Here is a 16,747-nt window from a genome sequence, read left to right as displayed (position 1 = left end):
CGACCCGAACACTCGCGATCCAGAAAGGCGGACCATGACCGTCGTGGATGAATTCACCGAGGCGCTCCGCACCGAGCACCGCGGTGTCCGTGACCTGCTCCTCGACCTGGTGGAGGCTCGGGGCCGTGATGTCTGAGCAGCCTTACCCTCTCATCATCCAAGGCGGCATGGGCGCGGGCGTGTCGGGATGGCGGCTGGCACGCGCCGTGGCCCGGACGGGTCAGCTCGGTGTGGTCTCCGGAGTGGCACTGGACGCCCTGCTGGCACGCGGGCTCCAAGCCGGAGACGAGGGCGGCCACCTGCGCCGCGCGCTCGCCTCCTTCCCGCTGCCGGACGTGACCGAGCGGATCCTGCGGCGCTACTACGTTCCGGGTGGGATCGAGCCGGGCCAGCGTTTCCGGCCCGTACCGAAACTCGGCCTCAACCCGAACAGGATCCGCGACGAACTGACCGTCGCAGGGAACTTCGCCGAGGTCTGGCTGGCCAAGCAGGGACATGACGGCCCGATCGGAATCAACTACCTGGAGAAGATCCAGCTCGCCACCCCAGCCGCCGCCTACGGGGCGATGCTGGCCGGGGTGGACTACGTCCTGATGGGGGCGGGCATCCCCAGCGAGATCCCCGCGCTCCTGGACGCCCTGGCCGCCGGCTCCCCCGGCCACCTGACGATCAGCGTCGCCGGCGCCGACGACGGCCGCACCCTCACCTTCGATCCGGGGTCACTGGCCGGCCCCGCACGGGCTCGGCCACGCCTGCTCGCCATCGTCTCTTCGTCCGTTCTCGCGATGTACCTGCACCGGACGCCGACCACCCGACCGGACGGGTTCGTCCTGGAGACGGCGATCGCGGGCGGACACAGCGCGCCGCCTCGCGGACGGATGCGCCTGGACGACGACGGCGAGCCGATCTACGGGCGGCGTGACCGGATCGATCTCGAAAAGGTCGGCGCGCTCGGCCTGCCGTTCTGGGTGGCCGGAGGATACGCACGGCCCGGCACGCCGGCGGAGGCCCGCTCGGCCGGGGCCGCGGGCATCCAGGCCGGCAGCATCTTCGCGCTGAGCCGAGATTCCGGCCTCGACCCCGGACTGCGGCGACGGCTGGTCCAGGAGGCTCTGAACGGTACGCTCCGGATCCGCAACGATCCCTACGCCTCCCCGACCGGGTTCCCGTTCAAGGTCGCCGCGCTGCCGGGAACCCTCACCGACGACGACGTCTACGAGAAGCGGCCCAGGTTGTGCGACCTGAGCTACCTGCGGACCCCTTATCTGAAACAGAACGGCGCGGTCGGCTACCGATGCCCCGCCGAACCCGTTGACGCCCACATCCGCAAGGGCGGGACGCTCGAAGACACCGTCGGCCGCCGCTGCCTCTGCAACGCGCTCGTCGCCGACGTCGGCCTCGCACAGCACCGGCCGGACGGCTACGTCGAACCGCCCCTCCTGACGCTCGGCCAGGATCTCGGATTCCTGCCCGGACTCGTTCACAAGGTCGGCGCCGACTACGCCGCCGCCGCCGCCGTCGACTACCTGCTGAGCTCATGAAACAGATCCGCACCCCTCGCCAAGATCCCGCCGACCGGCCGTTCATCGTGATCTGGGAGGCCACCCAGGCGTGCCCGCTGGCCTGCCGGCACTGCCGCGCCGAGGCCCGACCCGACCGCGATCCGGGCGAACTCACCACCGTCGAGGCCTGCGGCCTGATGGCCCAGGTGGCCGAGTTCGGGTCCCCGCCGCCGCTGTTCGTCATCACCGGGGGCGACCCGTTCCAGCGGCCGGACCTGTACGAACTCGTCCAGCACGGCACCCGCCTCGGCCTGCCGGTCGCGGTCTCGCCGTCCGGCACACCCACGCTCACCAAAGACGGTCTCACCGGGCTGAGGGAGGCCGGCGCGCGAGCCATCTCCCTCAGCCTGGACGGCTCGGACGCGCGCATCCACGATGCCTTCCGCGCCACACCCGGCGTCTTCCGCTGGACACTGGACGCGTGGCAGGCAGCCCTCGACCTCGGGCTCAAGGTGCAGATCAACACCACCGTCAGCGGGCACAACCTGACCGACCTGCCGGAGATCGTCCGCATCGTCCAGCAGATGGGAGCGCTTACCTGGAGCGCGTTCCTGCTCGTCCCGACCGGGCGAGGAAAGCTGCTGCCCGGGCTCGACCCGCACCAGGTCGAAGACGTCCTCAACTTCGTCTACGACGCCGGCGCCTTCGTCCCCGCCCGCACCACCGAGGCGCACCACTTCCGCCGCGTCGCCGTCCAGCGGGAGGTCCTTGAGCGGCACGGTGCTGACCACGTGGCCGTTCTCGGCCTGGGAACGCTCTACCGGACCCTTCTCGATCGGCTGACCGAACTCGATCTCCCTCTGCGGCGGGCACGCCGCCCACCCATGGACGTCAACTCCGCGCGCGGGTTCGTCTTCGTCTCCCACAGGGGCACGGTGCACCCCAGCGGCTTCCTGCCCACCCCGGCGGGCAGCGTCCGCCACGACCGGCTGACCGAGATCTACCGGACCTCTCCCCTGTTCACCGGCCTGCGCGACCCCGGCAACCTGACCGGACGCTGCGGCGCCTGCGAGTTCAGGACGATCTGCGGCGGCTCGCGCTCACGTGCCCTGGCCACCTCGGGCGACCCGTACGCGGAGGAGCCCTGGTGCGCCTATAAGCCCGGCTCCTTCCCATACCAGGACGACCTCGTCTCCTACGGACTGAAAACGATCGCTTCCTAGGGCCGGACAGCAGATCAACGAGGCCCCGCGCTGGAACGGGCCTCGGAGCTGACCGGCCAAGGGCCCGCTGGTACTGCTGACCGGCTCCCGTGCCGTGCTGCGCGAGATCGGCATCGACGGCCTGATCTTGGTGGTACTCATCGAGGACCGGTCTCGCCGCCGTCCGTCCGCCGAGGTGATCTTCAGCATGCCCGGCATCGGGGTTCTGCGCCGGACGCGGGACTCCTCGCCGCCACCGGCGGTCACTGGGCCTCCTCCGGCTCCGCCGCCGCGATGGGCCGGGACGCGGCCGCAGGCGGAACGGCAGGGCGGCGGGACCCCGCACCCGCCCCGGCGGTGCATTCCGGCAACGTCCAGGTCGGTTCGAAGCGGAGGATGTCGGCGGTGGCGGCGCCCTGGGTGATGAACGGGTCGGACGCGACGGCCGCCTCGATCGCCGACGGTTCGCCCTCCGCGATGATCAACCCGCCGGTGCGGGGCTCCAGCGGGCCCGCGAAGCGCACCATCCCCTTGGCGAACACGCCGGCGGGGTTGGCGTAGTGGTCGTCCTTAAGGGCATCGATGACGTCCAGGGGCGCGTGGTACTTGAGCACGATCACATACATGCCGCAAGTCAACGGCAGGCGGCCCCGGCAGGGCCAAGACCGGCTTGCCGGCCCTCTATAGGCTGGCGCCTATGGACGCTGATCAGAGTGGGTGAGCCGGGCGGCGACGAGCTTTCCGGCGTGGAGTTGCGCCACCTCCGGTACTTCGCCACCGTCGCCAAGGCCGGCACCGTCACCGAGGCGGCCCGGCGCCTGCGCATCTCCCAGCCCAGCCTCAGCCAGCAGATCCGGATGCTGGAGCGACGCATCGGCACACGGCTTTTCCTGCGCCTGCCCCAGGGGATGGAACTGACCGAGGCGGGACGCGTCCTGCTGGACGGCGTCCACCGGGCGCTGGGTGAGTTGAGTTCGTCCATCTCGGCAGCACGCGCCGAAGTGCCGACGGCGACCCTCGGCGTGTGCCGGGGCGTGCCGCAGACCGTGCTGGCCACAGCCGAGCAGGCCATCGCGCCCGACCACCGGTTGCGACTCGCCTACCGGCGGATCGACTCCCACCTCCAACGCGATCTACTACTCGCGGGCACCCTGGCCTTCGGAATCCTGCGCATGCCCGCGGACACCTCGGGTCTCCGGCTGCACACGGTCGGCAATGAGCCGCTAGGCGTGGTACTGCACGGCCGCCACCCCCTCGCCGAGCGGCCGACGCTGACCTGGTCCGACCTGCAGGGTCAGCGATTGCTGTGGTTTCCGGCGGAACGCGCCCCCGGGTACGCGGCCGCCGTCCTCACAAGCCTGGGCGAGCACGGCTGGACACCTGACACGGTTTCCGATGATCACGACAGCCATACGCTGTTCCGCCACCGGCTGATCGGCGATGACGCTCTGGTCGCTCTCCGAACCCGGAGCAGCTCAGCCGGTGATCCGGACCTCGTCTGGCGCCCGGTCGGACCGGAACCGCCCAAGGAACACCTGGTGCTGTCCGCGGCCGCCGGCACCTCCTGGGCCCGGCGTCTGGCGGCACAGAGCGACCGCACCGCGACCTGATCGTTCTGCGGTGGCGGCAGCCCGCTGTTCACTCTGCGGCGGAGCTCACGTTGACCAGCGGAAGTCGTGTGAGGCCGGCTCGCTCCTCCATGAGGATCTCGGCGCGGCGGTGCGCGCCCAGCTTGGTGTTCCGGACCTTGTCGTGCAGTTTGACGATGGCGTCGAGCAGCATCTCCGGGCGAGGCGGGCAGCCGGGCAGGTAGACGTCGACCGGCACGATGTGGTCGACGCCCTGCACGACGGCGTAGTTGTTGAACATGCCGCCGGACGAGGCGCACACGCCCATCGCGATGACCCATTTGGGGGCGGCCATCTGGTCGTACAGCCGCCGCAGTACGGGGGCCATCTTCTGGCTCACCCTCCCCGCGACGATCATCAGGTCTGCCTGGCGGGGTGTTGCCGAGGCACGCTCCATGCCGAACCGCGAGAAGTCGTGGCGCGGGTCGCCGACGGCCATCAGCTCCATGCCGCAGCAGGCCAGGCCGAAGGTCATCGGCCACATCGACGACTCGCGCGCCCAGTCGGCCATCGTCTCGACGGTCGTGAGCAGGAAGCCGCCGGGAAGGTGTTCTTCGAGTCCCATAGTTCCTCCAGGCTGGTTGTGCGCGGAGAGGTGATCAATGCCGGATCGCGCCATGATCGTTAAGTGGGGCGACACAATGAGCACATGGAGATACGCGAGATAGAGGCGTTTTTGCAGGTCGCCCGGGAGTTGCATTTCAGCCGCGCGGCCAGGCGACTGGGCGTGTCCACCCCTCGCGTGAGCCAGGCGGTGCGTGCGCTGGAACGCCGGGTCGGCGCTCCGCTGTTCGAGCGGACGAGTCGGCAGGTCCGGCTGACGCCGCTGGGCGAACGTCTGCTCGCTGAACTTCGGCCCGCATACGAGCGGATGGAACGAGCGCTGGAGGAGGCACGAGACAGCGCGAGTACGCAGGTACTGCGCGTCGGGGTGGCGACCAGCCTGCTGAGCGCCGTGGCCGACGGGCCGATCCAGACCTTCGAACGGGCACGTCCGCACTGCGCCGTGGTGCGTTCCGCGCATCCCAACAGCGACCCGTCGTACTGGGGGGAGGACTGGCCGGTAGACGTCTTCGTCGGCTGGCTGCCCGCCGAGCCTGCGGAAGTGAAGGCCATGGGGTTGAGCATCGGTCCGGCGTGGCTGGTCCAGGAGCGGGCGGCGCTGGTGCCGACCGGGCACCCGCTGGGGCGGCGCACCACCATCGACGCTGAGGAACTGGCCGATCACGACATCTTGTATCCGAGCACCATGCGGCGGCAACTCGCCGATCTGTGGATACCCCCCGCCACTCCTGGTGGTGTCCCGCTGCGGCGGGTGCCCCGGAACAGGTCCGCGTCACTTGAGGAGGCGATCGTCCTGGTCGCCAAAGGCGATGTGATCCACCTGACGCTCGCCGGGGTGCGCCCGGACAACCCGCACGTCGTCACAGTGCCGGTGTCGGGCCTGCCACCGATGATCTGTGCCCCCGTCTGGTCCGCCGGCACCGACAGCGCCATGATCCGCGACTTCGCGCAGATCGCGGAAACGAGCGGCTGTGCAGCCCTATCGGCTATGGACCGTATACGTCGCGAAATGTGGCCAGGCCCTGGGAAGGCTGCCCCTTTCCCGCCACGCGTCCCGCTTGAATAATGATCAATATGCTCGCCCGACAGTACGGATACGCCGTCACTCCTCGGCCTGCCGCCGAGGCAGCCCCATGGGCCGCCGCCGACCTTCCGTCATCACGCTGGATGCCTGTTCCGCCGACGGTCGCGTTCCTGCCCATCCCCCCGCTGCTCGTGCTCGTCGTGGCCGGCTGGGCCTGGTCTGTGGGCGGCGCGGGCGGCAGCCTCTTCCTTGCCCTCGTCGCCTACATCGGGCCTATTCTGCTGCTGATTACCAGTTTCTTTGTCTGGACATCGGCTCTCGCGAACAAGCGACTCACACGCGAGATGCAGGAATTGCTCCAGCGGGAACCGTGGCAGGCGTGGCCGTGCCGCGTTGAACGCCAGGATGAAGGCGGGACGACCCGCATCGACGTCATCGTGTCCCTGCTGGCCCCGGACCATAGCGTGGCCGGTCAGCACAAGGCCGTCGTCCGCCCCGAGACGTGGCGAGCGATGACCGATGGGTACGGTGTGCTGTTGTTCGCGGGCGACTTGCGCTTCAACGGCGTCATCGCCGACCCCCGAACGGAGACCGCCTACCTCGCCGTCCCGGTAACAAATCAGGATTTGCAGCAGAACCAGAGGAACTCGGCTGTTGAGGACGAACTGACCCGCCAAGCGATCGGCTGGTTCTTCTCCCAGTGATGGCCAGCCCGGCTTGCGCCCGCGTCCTGCTGGGCGCCGCGGAGGCCGGGTTCTCGCCGGAATGCTCTACTTCGTGTCGCGGTGGTTCCCGCGGCGCGAGCGCGGGCGGGCGATGGCGTGGATCGTCGCGTTCATCTGCCAGTCAATCGTCCGAGGTGCCTCGCGCGTCGTGGTCACAGCCCCCCGTCCTTCGCCCGCCGGTCAGGTCGTGGACCGTGCCGCGCAGCGGTCCCGACACCACAGCCCGGCCTGGACGGCGCACCAGGCGGGCGCTCTTCCAGTTCATCTGCCGCCGAGGCTGTTAATGCAAAGAATTTCGCGTTACTCTGTGACGTGGGCCACAGGGAAGGGGTGCCGCATGGATGGGGAGCCGCGCGCGGCGGGGGCCGTGCGGCCCGGCGGCCGCACGGCGCGCACCCGTGCGGCGGTGTTGGCGGCGGCCCGGGAGGAACTGGAGGCCGCCGGGTACGCCGGGCTCACCTTGGAGAAGGTGGCCGAGCGTTCGGGCGTGCATCTGGCCACGCTGTACCGGCGATGGCGGACGGTCGAGGGACTCGTCGTCGACCTGCTGGGCGAACTGGGCAAGACCGAGATCCCGATACCGGACACCGGCTCGTTGAACGACGACCTCCGGGCGCTCGCGCTGGAGATCGCCGCCCTGTACCAGCAGCCCAGGGCCCGGGCGCTGGTCGAGGGCGTCGTGGCCGCCGCCGTCCGGTCCCCCGAGGCGTCCACCGCCTGGGCGACAGTGATCGCTGAGCGCAACCGCCTCGCGTCCCGGATCGTCGAACGGGCCATCGGACGCGGCGAACTGCCGCCGGGGACCGACGGCATCGCGGTCATCAGCGCCGTCGGCGCCCCCATCTACTACCGCCTGCTCGTCGCTCGCGGGCCTGTGGACGACGCGATCGCCGAGAGCGCCGCCGCTGCCGCGCACGCCGCTGCCCTCAGCGGCGCCTTCACCCCCGGTGACTCCCCCGACCCTCCATAGGCCGCGGCGTACACCCGCCGCACCAGCGAAAGGACCCGCAAATGCGCCAGGACATCGAGTTCGTCTCGGCCGGGACGACCCTCCGCGGATGGTTCTACACCCCCGACGGCACCTCTGGCCCGCACCCGGCCGTGGTCGTCACCCACGGGCTCGGGGCGGTCAAGGAGCAGTACACCGACGACATCGCCGAAGCGCTCGCCGCGGCCGGGCTGGCGGTCGTCCTCTACGACCACGCCTCGTTCGGCGCGAGCGACGGCGAGCCGCGCCAGGAGGTCGACCCCTGGACGCAGATCCAGGGATACCGGGACGCCATCACCTTCCTGTGCACGCGTCCCGAGGTGGACGCCGAGCGCATCGGGGTGTTCGGGTCGAGCTTCTCAGGCGGGCACGTGCTGGTCGCCGGGGCCGTCGACCGGCGGGTCAAGGCCGTCTACTCGCAGGTGCCGGTCATCAGCGGCGGGACGACCCTGTCGCGGTTCATCCCCAGCGAGGCGCTCGCCGAGGTACGCAAGAGCTTCGACGCCGACCGGCTCGCCCGGTTCAACGGCGAGGCGCCGGCGATGATCCCCCTCGTCACCGCGACCCCCGGGGAGCCCGCCGCGATGGCCGACCGGGAAACCTACGAGTGGTACCAGACGATCGAGCCGGAGCGCCTGGCGACGTGGCGCAACGAGGTCACGCTCCGGTCGGTGGAGGCGATCGCCGGCTACGAGCCGGGCGACTACATCGCCCGCATCTCCCCTACACCGCTCATGCTCGTCGTCGCCCAGCACGACATCCTCACTCACAGCGACCTGGCCTTCGCCGCCTACGAACGGGCCCTGCACCCCAAGCAGCTCGTCACCCTGCCCGGCGGCCACTTCGTCGTCTACAACCAGGAGTTCAAGAACACGCTCGCCCTCATGACCGGGTTCTTCCTCCAGCATCTCGCCCCCCGGATGGCCGCCTGACCGACCCCATCGGCACGCGGTGACACTGGCCGGCGCCAATATCGGTCAGAGCGCTGGTTCTGCGGTTGGCGTGCGGTCGGGCGATGGCTGACCGCGTCGATGCGTTTGGTCCGCCTGCCTCAGCTCGTTCCGCAGCGCGGCGAGTGACACGGCTCCGACGAGGACGGTCCCGTCCGGAAACCGGAAGACCGGCACTCGCGGGGCGGACACGCGAGCCGATCGCGCAGGTTCCGCGCGGGGCCACTCGCCCTCCTTCTCGCTGTTCCATCTGACGCCGATCGCGGAGGCCAAGGCCCGCAGGACGTTCGCGTCCCCGATGTCCATACCGTCGCTGAAGTAGGCGCGGTACAGGCGGGCGGCCATGTCCTCGGCGACGCCCTGCGCGGCCGCCAGCGCGATGAGCCGGTGCGCGTGGACGGTGTGGGCGGGCACGATTCGGTCGAGGTCCACCACCAGGCCGTCGACCGCCGCCGCCCGTGCGATCTGCTCGACCCGCACGGCGGGGACGAGTTGGACAGGGCCGGAGCCCGGCGACGTTCCCGCTGACGAGCCCGCCGTCTGGTACGGCCTGAAGACGACTTCCAGTTCGCCGCCACCTGCCCGGTGCTCCTCGGCGGCCCGCTGGAAGCGGGCATAGCCGAGCGCCGACCACACGCAGGCGATGTCGTGGGTGAACTCAACTTTCATGGGTCGTCCTTCTGAGACGGCACGGACCGTTCCGTGTCGCCTCAGCATGCCCGGCGGCATGGCTCTCGTCAATACGGAACGTTCCGTGCCGCCTGGGGGCTATGCTGTCCGCATGTCACCCAGACGTCCCGAGCGCCGAAGTGAAGAGGCCGCCAACGCCGTCATCAAGGCCGCGATGGACCTGTGCCAGGAGGTCGGGTACCGCAAACTCAGCATCGAGGGCATCGCCGCCCGCGCCGGCGTCGGCAAGAACACCATCTACCGCTGGTGGCCGTCCAAGGCCGCCGTGCTGCTGGACGGCCTGCTGTCCACATGGAAGATGGACGCGACCTTCCCCGATACCGGTGACTTCATCGCCGACATCAAGGCACAGATGGCGGCGGCCTCTCGCATCCTCGGCGACCCGGACGTCTTTCCGCATTACCGAGCACTGATCGGCGAAGCCCAGCACGACCCCGACCTCCACCGGGCCCTGTGGGACAACTTCATCGGCCACCTGGCGGGCGCCGCCGCCGAACGCATAAGGACGGCGCAGCGCGAAGGCCAGATCCGCTCCGACGCCGACCCGGTCCTCGTCACCGAGCTGCTCTACGGCGCCGCCTACTACCGCCGGCTGCTCACCCCGCGCATAGCCGACACCGACCACATCAACGCCATCGTCGACCTCGCGTTCACCGGCCTCGCCCCGTCAGCCGACAAAGCCGCCCGGTAGCAGGCTCACCGGTTCCCGCCGCCCCTGCGCTGCCGAATTCACCTCCCTCACGGTGAGAGGCCTACACGCGGGCTCGATTCTTCAAGGCCGAGTAGCGGACTCGCCGGCTTGAACCGGATGCCAGTCATGGACGACTCAGCTGGCGGTGATGCCCCGGATGTGTGGAATTCCCGCCGGGGGTGAAGGGGCCCCGTTCGAGGGACGGCCAGGTCAACGTCCTTGGTAGGGGCGAGGGAGGCTTCCGGTGCGGGCCTTGAGGTGGTTGAGGTAGGCGGGCCCGAGGACCGCAGCGCACATCGCGAACTACCGAGTGACCATCAACCCAGCTCGCGGATCCACGGGTCCAGGAGCGCGACCGCGCCGTCTCGCGCACCGCCGCCGACCGGGTTGCCGTAGTGGTCCGCGGCGATGCCGGCGATCTGCTTGTCCGAGCTGCCGATGGCCGCGACGATGCCTTCGAAGTCGCTCGGGAAGACGCAGTTGTCGGCGGTGTACGTGACGAGCAGGGTCGGCAGGACCATCTCCGGACCGGCCTTCTCGATCGTCGCATTGGACGACAGCGCGGACCAGGTCGACAGCCATGCGTCAGGGGTGGCGAGCCGACCGAACCCGACGATGCCGTAGTTCGTCTTCTCCGGGTCGGCGCCGTAGACCGAACCGTAGGCGCGGTCGGACTTGTCCAGGCTCTGATCCATCGCGCGGAGGTCGGCGTCCGTGCGCCACACCGTGATCAGCCGTGCGGTGCCCGCGCGTCTGCGGTCCTCGGCGGTTCCGTCCCCGTGCTTGATCGCCGTGCGGGCGGCCGCGGCGTCCGCGACGCATGCCCGTGCCTTCTCGTCGATCCGGGCGATCCGCTCCAACTGGGCCGCGCGGTAGCGGGTCACGAACTCCGGGGGGTAGGCCGAGCTCTCCGGGGCCGGCCGGTAGCCGTTCTCCTCTGCGAAGGGATCGAGCGCGGGGTCGACGGAGAACGCGTCCTCCTCGTCGGTGACCGACGGGTCGATGCACCGCGCGAGGAGAGGGCCCTGTCCTGGATGCGGAGCGAGGTAGGCCAACGCGTCGAGTTCGGGCAGGACCGCCTTGTCGAGCGCGCTCGGCCGTCCGGCCGGGGTCCTGGCGACCCGGTTCTCCGGCGCGCGCAGTGACTGCTGCACGTAGTAGGTCAGGAGTCCGCCGCCCCCGGAGTTGCCGACCCCGACCGTTCGCCGGAAGCCCACGCCGTGGAGCCATTCCAGGCCGGCGGCCAGGTCCAGCAACGTCTGCTCGTGGACCAGGCGCAGGTCGTTGCCCGCGTCCCTGGCCTGCTGGGCGAACACCGCGTGACCGGCCTCGATCAGCGCCGGGATCAGGTAATGCCGGGAGAAGTCCACCCGCGGATGCATCAGCACGACAACGGTCGTTTCACGCGGCTCGCGACCCGTCGGCGTGTACAGCGTGCCCTTCGCCGCGTTGCCGTCGGCCGTCACGGCTGTCCGTTGGAGAATGCCGGTGCCTGTGGGCAGGGAGGCCGGATGCCAGTCGACGTTGAGACCCGGATTCTTCCTGGTCGCGGCGGCCATCAGACGGCACCCAGTGTCGCGTCGCGATTGAGCAGCCGCCCCGCGCCCGGCAGGGCGACCGGCAGGCCCAGCTCTTCTAGCAGGGTGAACGCGCCGGCGGTCGCGGCGGAGAGCACGGGAAGCCCGAACTCGTCCTCGGCGGCCTGGACGAGCGGCAGCGACGGCATCTGCACGCACGCCGAGATGATCAGTGCGTCCGCTTGGCTCAGATCCAGTGACCGCGCCGCGCCGAGCACCCTGTCGCCCGGGATGCAGCCGACCTCGGCGTTGTCGCCGACCTCCAGTGCCCGCCAGTCGGCGACCGTGACGCCTTCCGCCTCAAGGTAGGCGACGACGTGTTCCGCGACCGGCCGAAGGTACGGCATCACCACGGCGACCCGGGTCGCGCCGGCGGCCCGCAGCGCGTGGACCAGGGCACCGGCACTGGACGTGACCCGCGGGGTGAGGCCGCGTTCGGCGAGCTGATCCCGCACCGCTTGTTCGGCCGTGATGTGCTCGGCGATGCCGTCCGTATGTCCCTGCGCCATCAGCGCGACGAGGCAGGCGTACAGAATCGCGTCGACACCCGCGTCGCCGATCTCATCGACGCAGCGGCCGCGCTGGGCGTTCATCGCGCGGAGCTCCTCCGGCGACACCGTGTGCATCCGCATCCGGGTCGAGTGGAAGGAGAACGTCGCGTCGCGGTGCCGCTGGAGCAGCGCCGGCATCTCGGTCTCCACGGTGATGTTCGAACTGGGCACCACCAGCCCGATCCTGTAGTGGGCCCTCTGGCTCGCGGCCGTCGCTCTGCTCATCGTTGCTCCTCACCCCTCAGACGTTCGAATTGATTCGGGCGCGGCGTCAGCCAGGGACGACGCGCAGGGCGTTCTTGTCGTGCTGGACGATCCGGGCGCCCTGCAGGCCGGCGATGGCCGAGTACCACACCGCGTGCCGGCAGGCGGTCGCGCGCCGGTCGATGACGATCTCGCCGGTGGTGCTGCTGTGCCCGGCCCCGAGAGGCTCGTCGCCTGAATCGCCGGCGCTCTCCCCCGTGGCAGAGATGCGGAAGTAGGGGCCGACCTCGTCCACGGTCAGCAGCGGGTCCTGCCCGGCCACCTCGATCACGCCGCGGTTCTCCGGGACGTCGAGGACGAACACGGCGGTCACGGCGCTACCGTCTCGGTGCCGGGCGCAGCCGTCCGGGCGCGCTCCCATGCCTCGGCACGCTCCACGATCAGCTCCGCCTTGCGGGTGAGCAGCTTCTCCAGCGTGGCCTCGGGACCGGACGCCACCTCGCAGAGCGCGTCGACCGTGAGCGCGGCGTCCAGATCCTCCTGCGGCGTGACCGGACGCAGCGCCCGGGTCAGCTCGATCATGTAGCCGTTCGGGTCGTGGGTGTAGATCGATTCGATCGTCTCGTGCATGACCTGCATCTCGCAGGGCCACTCGCTCTCGTCCAGGCGGCGGCGGTATTCGAGCAGGTCCTCTTCGGAGTCGACGTGGATCGCAAGGTGCCGGGAGTTGGCGAAGAACTCCGGCGTCCCCTCGGGGAGCCGGGCCCAGGCGTCGCCGCGGGCATCCGGGGCGCCGGCCGGTTCGTGACCGAAGTAGTAGAAGAAGGCGATCCGGTCGTCGTTGCCGATGTCGAAGAAGAAGTGGATGAAGTCGGGGTGCCGGTCGGGTCCCCAGCCCGCCGCGCAGATCGAGTGCACTACCGGGAACTTCAGCACGTCCCGGTAGAATCGCACGGTCGCGGCCGGGTCGAAGGTCGGGAACGCGGCGTGGTCGACGCCCCGGGCCCGGTGCTCTTCCTTGATCATCTCAACTCCGCATCTCTTCGGGTTCGCGGCGCGGGTCCCAGGTCGCGCCGTCCTTGTCGTGGCCGGATCTCACGTTCGTGCCGTGATGAGGCACGCGAGGTCCGCGCGGCCGGAGGCGATGCCTGCGGCCAGGTCGTCCGTGCAGGACGGCGGGCCGTCGACCACCACGAGCGCACCGGTCTCGTTGCGCAGCCGTTCGCCGATCTCGAGCCTGGTCAGAAGGGGGCCGCGGTCCTGCGGTCCGGTCAGCCAGCAGCCCTGCCAGCCCTTCTGCACGAGATCGTGCGCCCGTTTGACGAGCGCGTCGCCGTGCCCGTCCCACGGATCGGTGAGGACGATCTCCATGCGGGCGAGGTCGGCGACGCCGGCCGGCCCGCCGTCACCCGGCACGGCGGAGAGGGTCTCGCGGGAGCCGGCGTCGAGCAGCCGGGAGTCCCAGCGGCGAGTGCCGTGCGCGAACGGTCGCGCGAGCACCCAGTCGACGACTCCGTCGACGGGGACACCGCTCGGGTCGACGCCCGCGAACTGGGCGAGCCCGCGGCGGACGACCTCGGGGTTCGTCCCGGCGAAGCGTTGGAGCGCGACGTTGCCGGTGCGGGTCATGTAGGCGACCATCAGCTGGTCGACCGGAAGATGCATGCGGTGCGGGAACGAGTCCCACCACAGCCTGCTGCGCCGGGCGAGTTCCTGCAGCCGCTCCACCTGCGGTCGGCGGGCCCGCTCGTAGGCGGCCAGCGCGGTCGGCAGGTCCGGTGCCGCGGTGACGGCGTCCCGCAGGGCGATGGCGTCCTCCATCGCGAGCTTGGTGCCGGAGCCGACGGAGTAGTGCGCGGTGTGCGCGGCGTCGCCGAGGAGCACGGCGTTGCCGTGCGTCCACCGCTCGCAGTGGACGGTGCGGAAGCGCAGCCAGCGGGTCCGGTTGCCGATCAGCCGGTGCCCGCCGAGGTGCTCGGCGAACGTGTCGGCGAGGTAGTCCAGGGCCGCGGTGTCGGACTCCTCGGGCGGGGTCGCCTCGGACGTGGCGTCGAAGCCGGCCGCGCGCCAGGTCTCCTCGTCGGTCTCGATGAGGAAGGTGCTGCGGTCGGGCGAGTACGGGTAGGCGTGGGTGACGAAGGTCCCGTGCGCCGTCGTCGCCGGAGCGAAGATCGCCGTGTCGAGCGCGAAGTCCGCGCCGGCCCACAGGTACAGGCCGCCGGCGACGTCGACGTGCGCACCGAACTCGGCGGCGAGTCCGGTGCGGGTCTGGCTGCTCACCCCGTCCGCCACGATCACCAGTTCCGCGTCGAGATCCGCGAGGGACGCCCGGGACCCGTACCGGATGTCGACACCCGCGGCTTCGGCGTGCCGGCTGAGGATCGCCAGCAGTTCCGGCCGGGCGATGCCGATGAGCGCCCCGTTGTGCACCCGCGCGGCCCGGCCGCCGACCAGCATCCGCATGTCGTGCGGCCGCCCCGCGGCGATGATGTCGGCCTGCGTCACCGGATCGGCGGCCTCCAGGTTGCGCTGCGTCCGCGCGGCGACGGCGACGCCGAACCCGAAGGTCCGCTCCGGCCTGCTCTGCTCGTGGACGGTGACGGTCGCCCCGGGATTCGCGAGCTTGAACAACCGGGCCGCGTAGAGGCCGCCGGGGCCGCCGCCGAGGACCGCGATGCTGTCGAGCCTCATGTGGGAGCGTTCTCCTTCTCGATCTTGCGTTCTATGTCGGCCCGGAGGTCCTTCTTGGACACCTTGCCGACGTGGGTCAGCGGGAACGCGTCGACGATCTCGAGGCGCTCCGGCAGCTTGAACCTCGCGAGGCCCTGGTCGAGCAGGAAGGAGTTGACGGTGCCGAGGGTGGGCGCCTCGGTACCGGCCTTCGGGACCACGTACGCGCAGATCCGCTCGCCCAGGACCCGGTCCGGCATCGCCACCAGGGCCGCGCCGTCCACCGCCGGATGGCGGCCGAGCAGCTCCTCGACCTCCTCGGCGTGGATCTTCTCCGCGCCGCGGTTGATGACGTCCTTGATGCGGCCGTCGATCGAGTAGAAGTCCCTGCCGCCGACCACGTGCCGGGTGACCAGGTCGCCGGTCCGGTAGAAGCCGTCCGAGGTGAAGGCGGAGGAGTTGTGCGCGGCCGCGCGGTGGTAGCCGGGGATCGTGTACGGCCCGCGGCAGGCGAGTTCGCCGAGCTCCCCGTCCGGCACCTCCTCCCCGGAGGCGATGTCGAGCACGCGCACCTCGTCGGCGGAGCAGATGCGCGTTCCCACCGTGCCGCGCCGCACCCACTCCGGCGAGTCCGGCGGCGTGTACAGGAACATCCCCTCGGCCATGCCGAACATCTGCTGCGTCGGAACGCCGAGTTCGGTCTCCAGGCGCTCGACCAGGTCCGCGGAGGGACGCTGCCCGCCGAGGACGAACCGGGTGAGGCTGCTCAGGTCCAGCTCGCGGGCGGCGGGATGCTCCAGCATCCGGATCGCCACCGCCGGCGGGACGACCGGCATCGTGGTGACCCGCTCGCGTGCGATCAGCTCCAGCACCGGACCGGCGTCAGCGGCCGGCGCGAGCACGAAGGCGCCGCCCACGAGATGGGCCGGTTGCAGGGCGGCGGCGGTGCCGGCGTTGTGCATGATCGGCAGCGGATGCAGGACCACGGCGTTCTCGTCGAGCCCCAGCGCCTCGGCCCACAGCCTGGAGTTGCAGGCGTATTCGGCGTGCCGCCGGGGAGCCACCTTGGGCAGGCCCGTCGTCCCGCCGGAGAGCTGGAAGGCGACGATCCCGTCCGGGTCGATCTCCAGCGAGCGCAGCCGCGCACCGGCGTCCGCGTCCGACCCGGCGTCGAGGACGTCGTCGAACGAGAGCGCGCCGGGAGGCGCCTCACCGCGAGCGACGATCAGTGTGTCGAGGACGGGGACGGCCTTGCCGAGGCGGCCGCCCAGCCCCACCAGGTCCCGGTTGCGGAAGTCCGCCTGGACGATGTGCCCACGGGCCCCGGTGTGCTCCGCGAGCTGGCCGATCTCGCGCTCGCCGTGCTGGGGAAGGGTGCAGACGGGGATGATCCCGGCCTTGACGGCGCCGTAGTACGCGACGACGGTCTCGGCGACGTTGCCGAGCTGGAACATCATCCGGTCACCGGGACGCAGGGTGGTCGCGGCGAGGAGCCCCGCCGCGAAGGCGTCGCTGCGCTCGTCGAGCTCGCGGTGGGTCCATCTGATCTCGGTGGTGACCAGGGCGAGGTGCTCGGGACGGCGGGCCATGGCGCGCCGCAGCACGTCCCCGAGCGGCTCTCGCCGCCACAGGCCCTCGCGGATGTAGGCATCGGCCCGATCGGGCGGGAAGGGCGGCGACGGAAGGGCGGCCTCATCGGCCACGGCTGCCTCCTCTGAACATAAACGTAGGATAATCGACAGTTCTGTCAGCGCCAAGCGTGCGCGACCGACGTCGGGTAG

General features: G+C 70.6%; 17 protein-coding genes. 8 read left to right on the top strand and 9 right to left on the bottom strand.

Annotated elements, in window-relative coordinates:
- The first annotated feature begins 167 nt into the window (after positions 1 to 167).
- Entirely contained in the window at positions 168 to 1,541 is a 1,374-nt protein-coding gene (locus AB0C21_RS17915; protein WP_500205303.1) for a beta/alpha barrel domain-containing protein, read from the top strand.
- Positions 1,538 to 2,725: a TIGR04053 family radical SAM/SPASM domain-containing protein gene (locus AB0C21_RS17910; RefSeq protein ID WP_500205301.1), complete on the top strand. Its 1,188-nt coding sequence runs from the start codon at positions 1,538 to 1,540 to the stop codon at positions 2,723 to 2,725. The genes AB0C21_RS17915 and AB0C21_RS17910 overlap by 4 nt, the downstream gene beginning before the upstream one ends.
- Positions 2,726 to 2,967: 242 nt before the next feature.
- Here the strand turns inward: AB0C21_RS17910 and AB0C21_RS17905 are convergent, their stop codons facing one another.
- Positions 2,968 to 3,330, bottom strand: a complete 363-nt coding sequence (locus tag AB0C21_RS17905) for a YciI family protein (protein ID WP_500205300.1) — start codon at positions 3,328 to 3,330, stop codon at positions 2,968 to 2,970.
- A gap of 87 nt (positions 3,331 to 3,417) precedes the next feature.
- On the opposite strand from AB0C21_RS17905, the gene AB0C21_RS17900 reads away from it, so the two are divergent.
- Positions 3,418 to 4,314 (top strand): LysR family transcriptional regulator, encoded by an 897-nt coding sequence (locus tag AB0C21_RS17900; protein WP_500205298.1) that lies wholly within the window; start codon positions 3,418 to 3,420, stop codon positions 4,312 to 4,314.
- 28 nt (positions 4,315 to 4,342) lie between these two features.
- Here AB0C21_RS17900 and AB0C21_RS17895 read toward each other — a convergent pair whose 3' ends face one another.
- A complete protein-coding gene (locus tag AB0C21_RS17895) occupies positions 4,343 to 4,897 on the bottom strand; it encodes a NuoB/complex I 20 kDa subunit family protein (protein ID WP_500205296.1) in 555 nt (184 codons plus the stop codon).
- 84 nt (positions 4,898 to 4,981) lie between these two features.
- Here AB0C21_RS17895 and AB0C21_RS17890 point away from each other — a divergent pair, with 84 nt between their 5' ends.
- The 4 genes from AB0C21_RS17890 to AB0C21_RS17875 all read left to right on the top strand — a co-directional run bounded on the left by AB0C21_RS17890 (position 4,982) and on the right by AB0C21_RS17875 (position 8,565).
- A complete protein-coding gene (locus AB0C21_RS17890; RefSeq protein ID WP_500205295.1) occupies positions 4,982 to 5,962 on the top strand; it encodes a LysR family transcriptional regulator in 981 nt (326 codons plus the stop codon).
- Entirely contained in the window at positions 5,962 to 6,624 is a 663-nt protein-coding gene (locus AB0C21_RS17885) for a hypothetical protein (RefSeq protein ID WP_500205293.1), read from the top strand. Before AB0C21_RS17890 ends, AB0C21_RS17885 begins: the two co-directional genes overlap by 1 nt.
- Positions 6,625 to 6,982: 358 nt before the next feature.
- The gene (locus tag AB0C21_RS17880; RefSeq protein WP_500205292.1) at positions 6,983 to 7,615 is read left to right on the top strand and encodes a TetR/AcrR family transcriptional regulator; all 633 of its coding nucleotides are present in this window, start codon (positions 6,983 to 6,985) and stop codon (positions 7,613 to 7,615) included.
- A 41-nt stretch (positions 7,616 to 7,656) separates the two neighbouring features.
- Positions 7,657 to 8,565 (top strand): alpha/beta hydrolase, encoded by a 909-nt coding sequence (locus AB0C21_RS17875; RefSeq protein WP_500205290.1) that lies wholly within the window; start codon positions 7,657 to 7,659, stop codon positions 8,563 to 8,565.
- Positions 8,566 to 8,610: 45 nt separating this feature from the next.
- On the opposite strand, the gene AB0C21_RS17870 is transcribed toward AB0C21_RS17875, so the two are convergent.
- A complete protein-coding gene (locus AB0C21_RS17870; protein WP_500205288.1) occupies positions 8,611 to 9,252 on the bottom strand; it encodes a DsbA family oxidoreductase in 642 nt (213 codons plus the stop codon).
- A 112-nt stretch (positions 9,253 to 9,364) separates the two neighbouring features.
- Between AB0C21_RS17870 and AB0C21_RS17865 the strand changes: the two genes are divergently transcribed.
- Entirely contained in the window at positions 9,365 to 9,964 is a 600-nt protein-coding gene (locus tag AB0C21_RS17865; RefSeq protein ID WP_500205286.1) for a TetR/AcrR family transcriptional regulator, read from the top strand.
- Between the two features lie 317 nt (positions 9,965 to 10,281).
- On the opposite strand, the gene AB0C21_RS17860 is transcribed toward AB0C21_RS17865, so the two are convergent.
- From AB0C21_RS17860 to AB0C21_RS17835, 6 genes are all read right to left on the bottom strand, one after another.
- Positions 10,282 to 11,430 (bottom strand): hypothetical protein, encoded by a 1,149-nt coding sequence (locus AB0C21_RS17860; protein ID WP_500205285.1) that lies wholly within the window; start codon positions 11,428 to 11,430, stop codon positions 10,282 to 10,284.
- A 92-nt stretch (positions 11,431 to 11,522) separates the two neighbouring features.
- Positions 11,523 to 12,317, bottom strand: coding sequence for a maleate cis-trans isomerase family protein (locus tag AB0C21_RS17855; protein ID WP_500205283.1), 795 nt, complete (start codon positions 12,315 to 12,317; stop codon positions 11,523 to 11,525).
- A gap of 46 nt (positions 12,318 to 12,363) precedes the next feature.
- Positions 12,364 to 12,669 (bottom strand): hypothetical protein, encoded by a 306-nt coding sequence (locus tag AB0C21_RS17850; RefSeq protein WP_500205281.1) that lies wholly within the window; start codon positions 12,667 to 12,669, stop codon positions 12,364 to 12,366.
- Positions 12,666 to 13,322: a VOC family protein gene (locus AB0C21_RS17845; protein WP_500205279.1), complete on the bottom strand. Its 657-nt coding sequence runs from the start codon at positions 13,320 to 13,322 to the stop codon at positions 12,666 to 12,668. Before AB0C21_RS17845 ends, AB0C21_RS17850 begins: the two co-directional genes overlap by 4 nt.
- A 69-nt stretch (positions 13,323 to 13,391) precedes the next feature.
- Positions 13,392 to 14,987 carry an FAD-dependent monooxygenase gene (locus tag AB0C21_RS17840; RefSeq protein ID WP_500205277.1) on the bottom strand — a complete coding sequence of 532 codons (1,596 nt, stop codon included), beginning with the start codon at positions 14,985 to 14,987 and terminating at the stop codon, positions 13,392 to 13,394.
- Positions 14,984 to 16,669: a (2,3-dihydroxybenzoyl)adenylate synthase gene (locus AB0C21_RS17835; protein ID WP_500205276.1), complete on the bottom strand. Its 1,686-nt coding sequence runs from the start codon at positions 16,667 to 16,669 to the stop codon at positions 14,984 to 14,986. Before AB0C21_RS17835 ends, AB0C21_RS17840 begins: the two co-directional genes overlap by 4 nt.
- Positions 16,670 to 16,747 lie beyond the last annotated feature (78 nt).

It is taken from the genome of Spirillospora sp. NPDC049024, from assembly GCF_040649235.1.
GTDB lineage: Bacteria > Actinomycetota > Actinomycetes > Streptosporangiales > Streptosporangiaceae > Spirillospora.
This window is presented reverse-complemented; position numbering and strand designations above follow the sequence as displayed.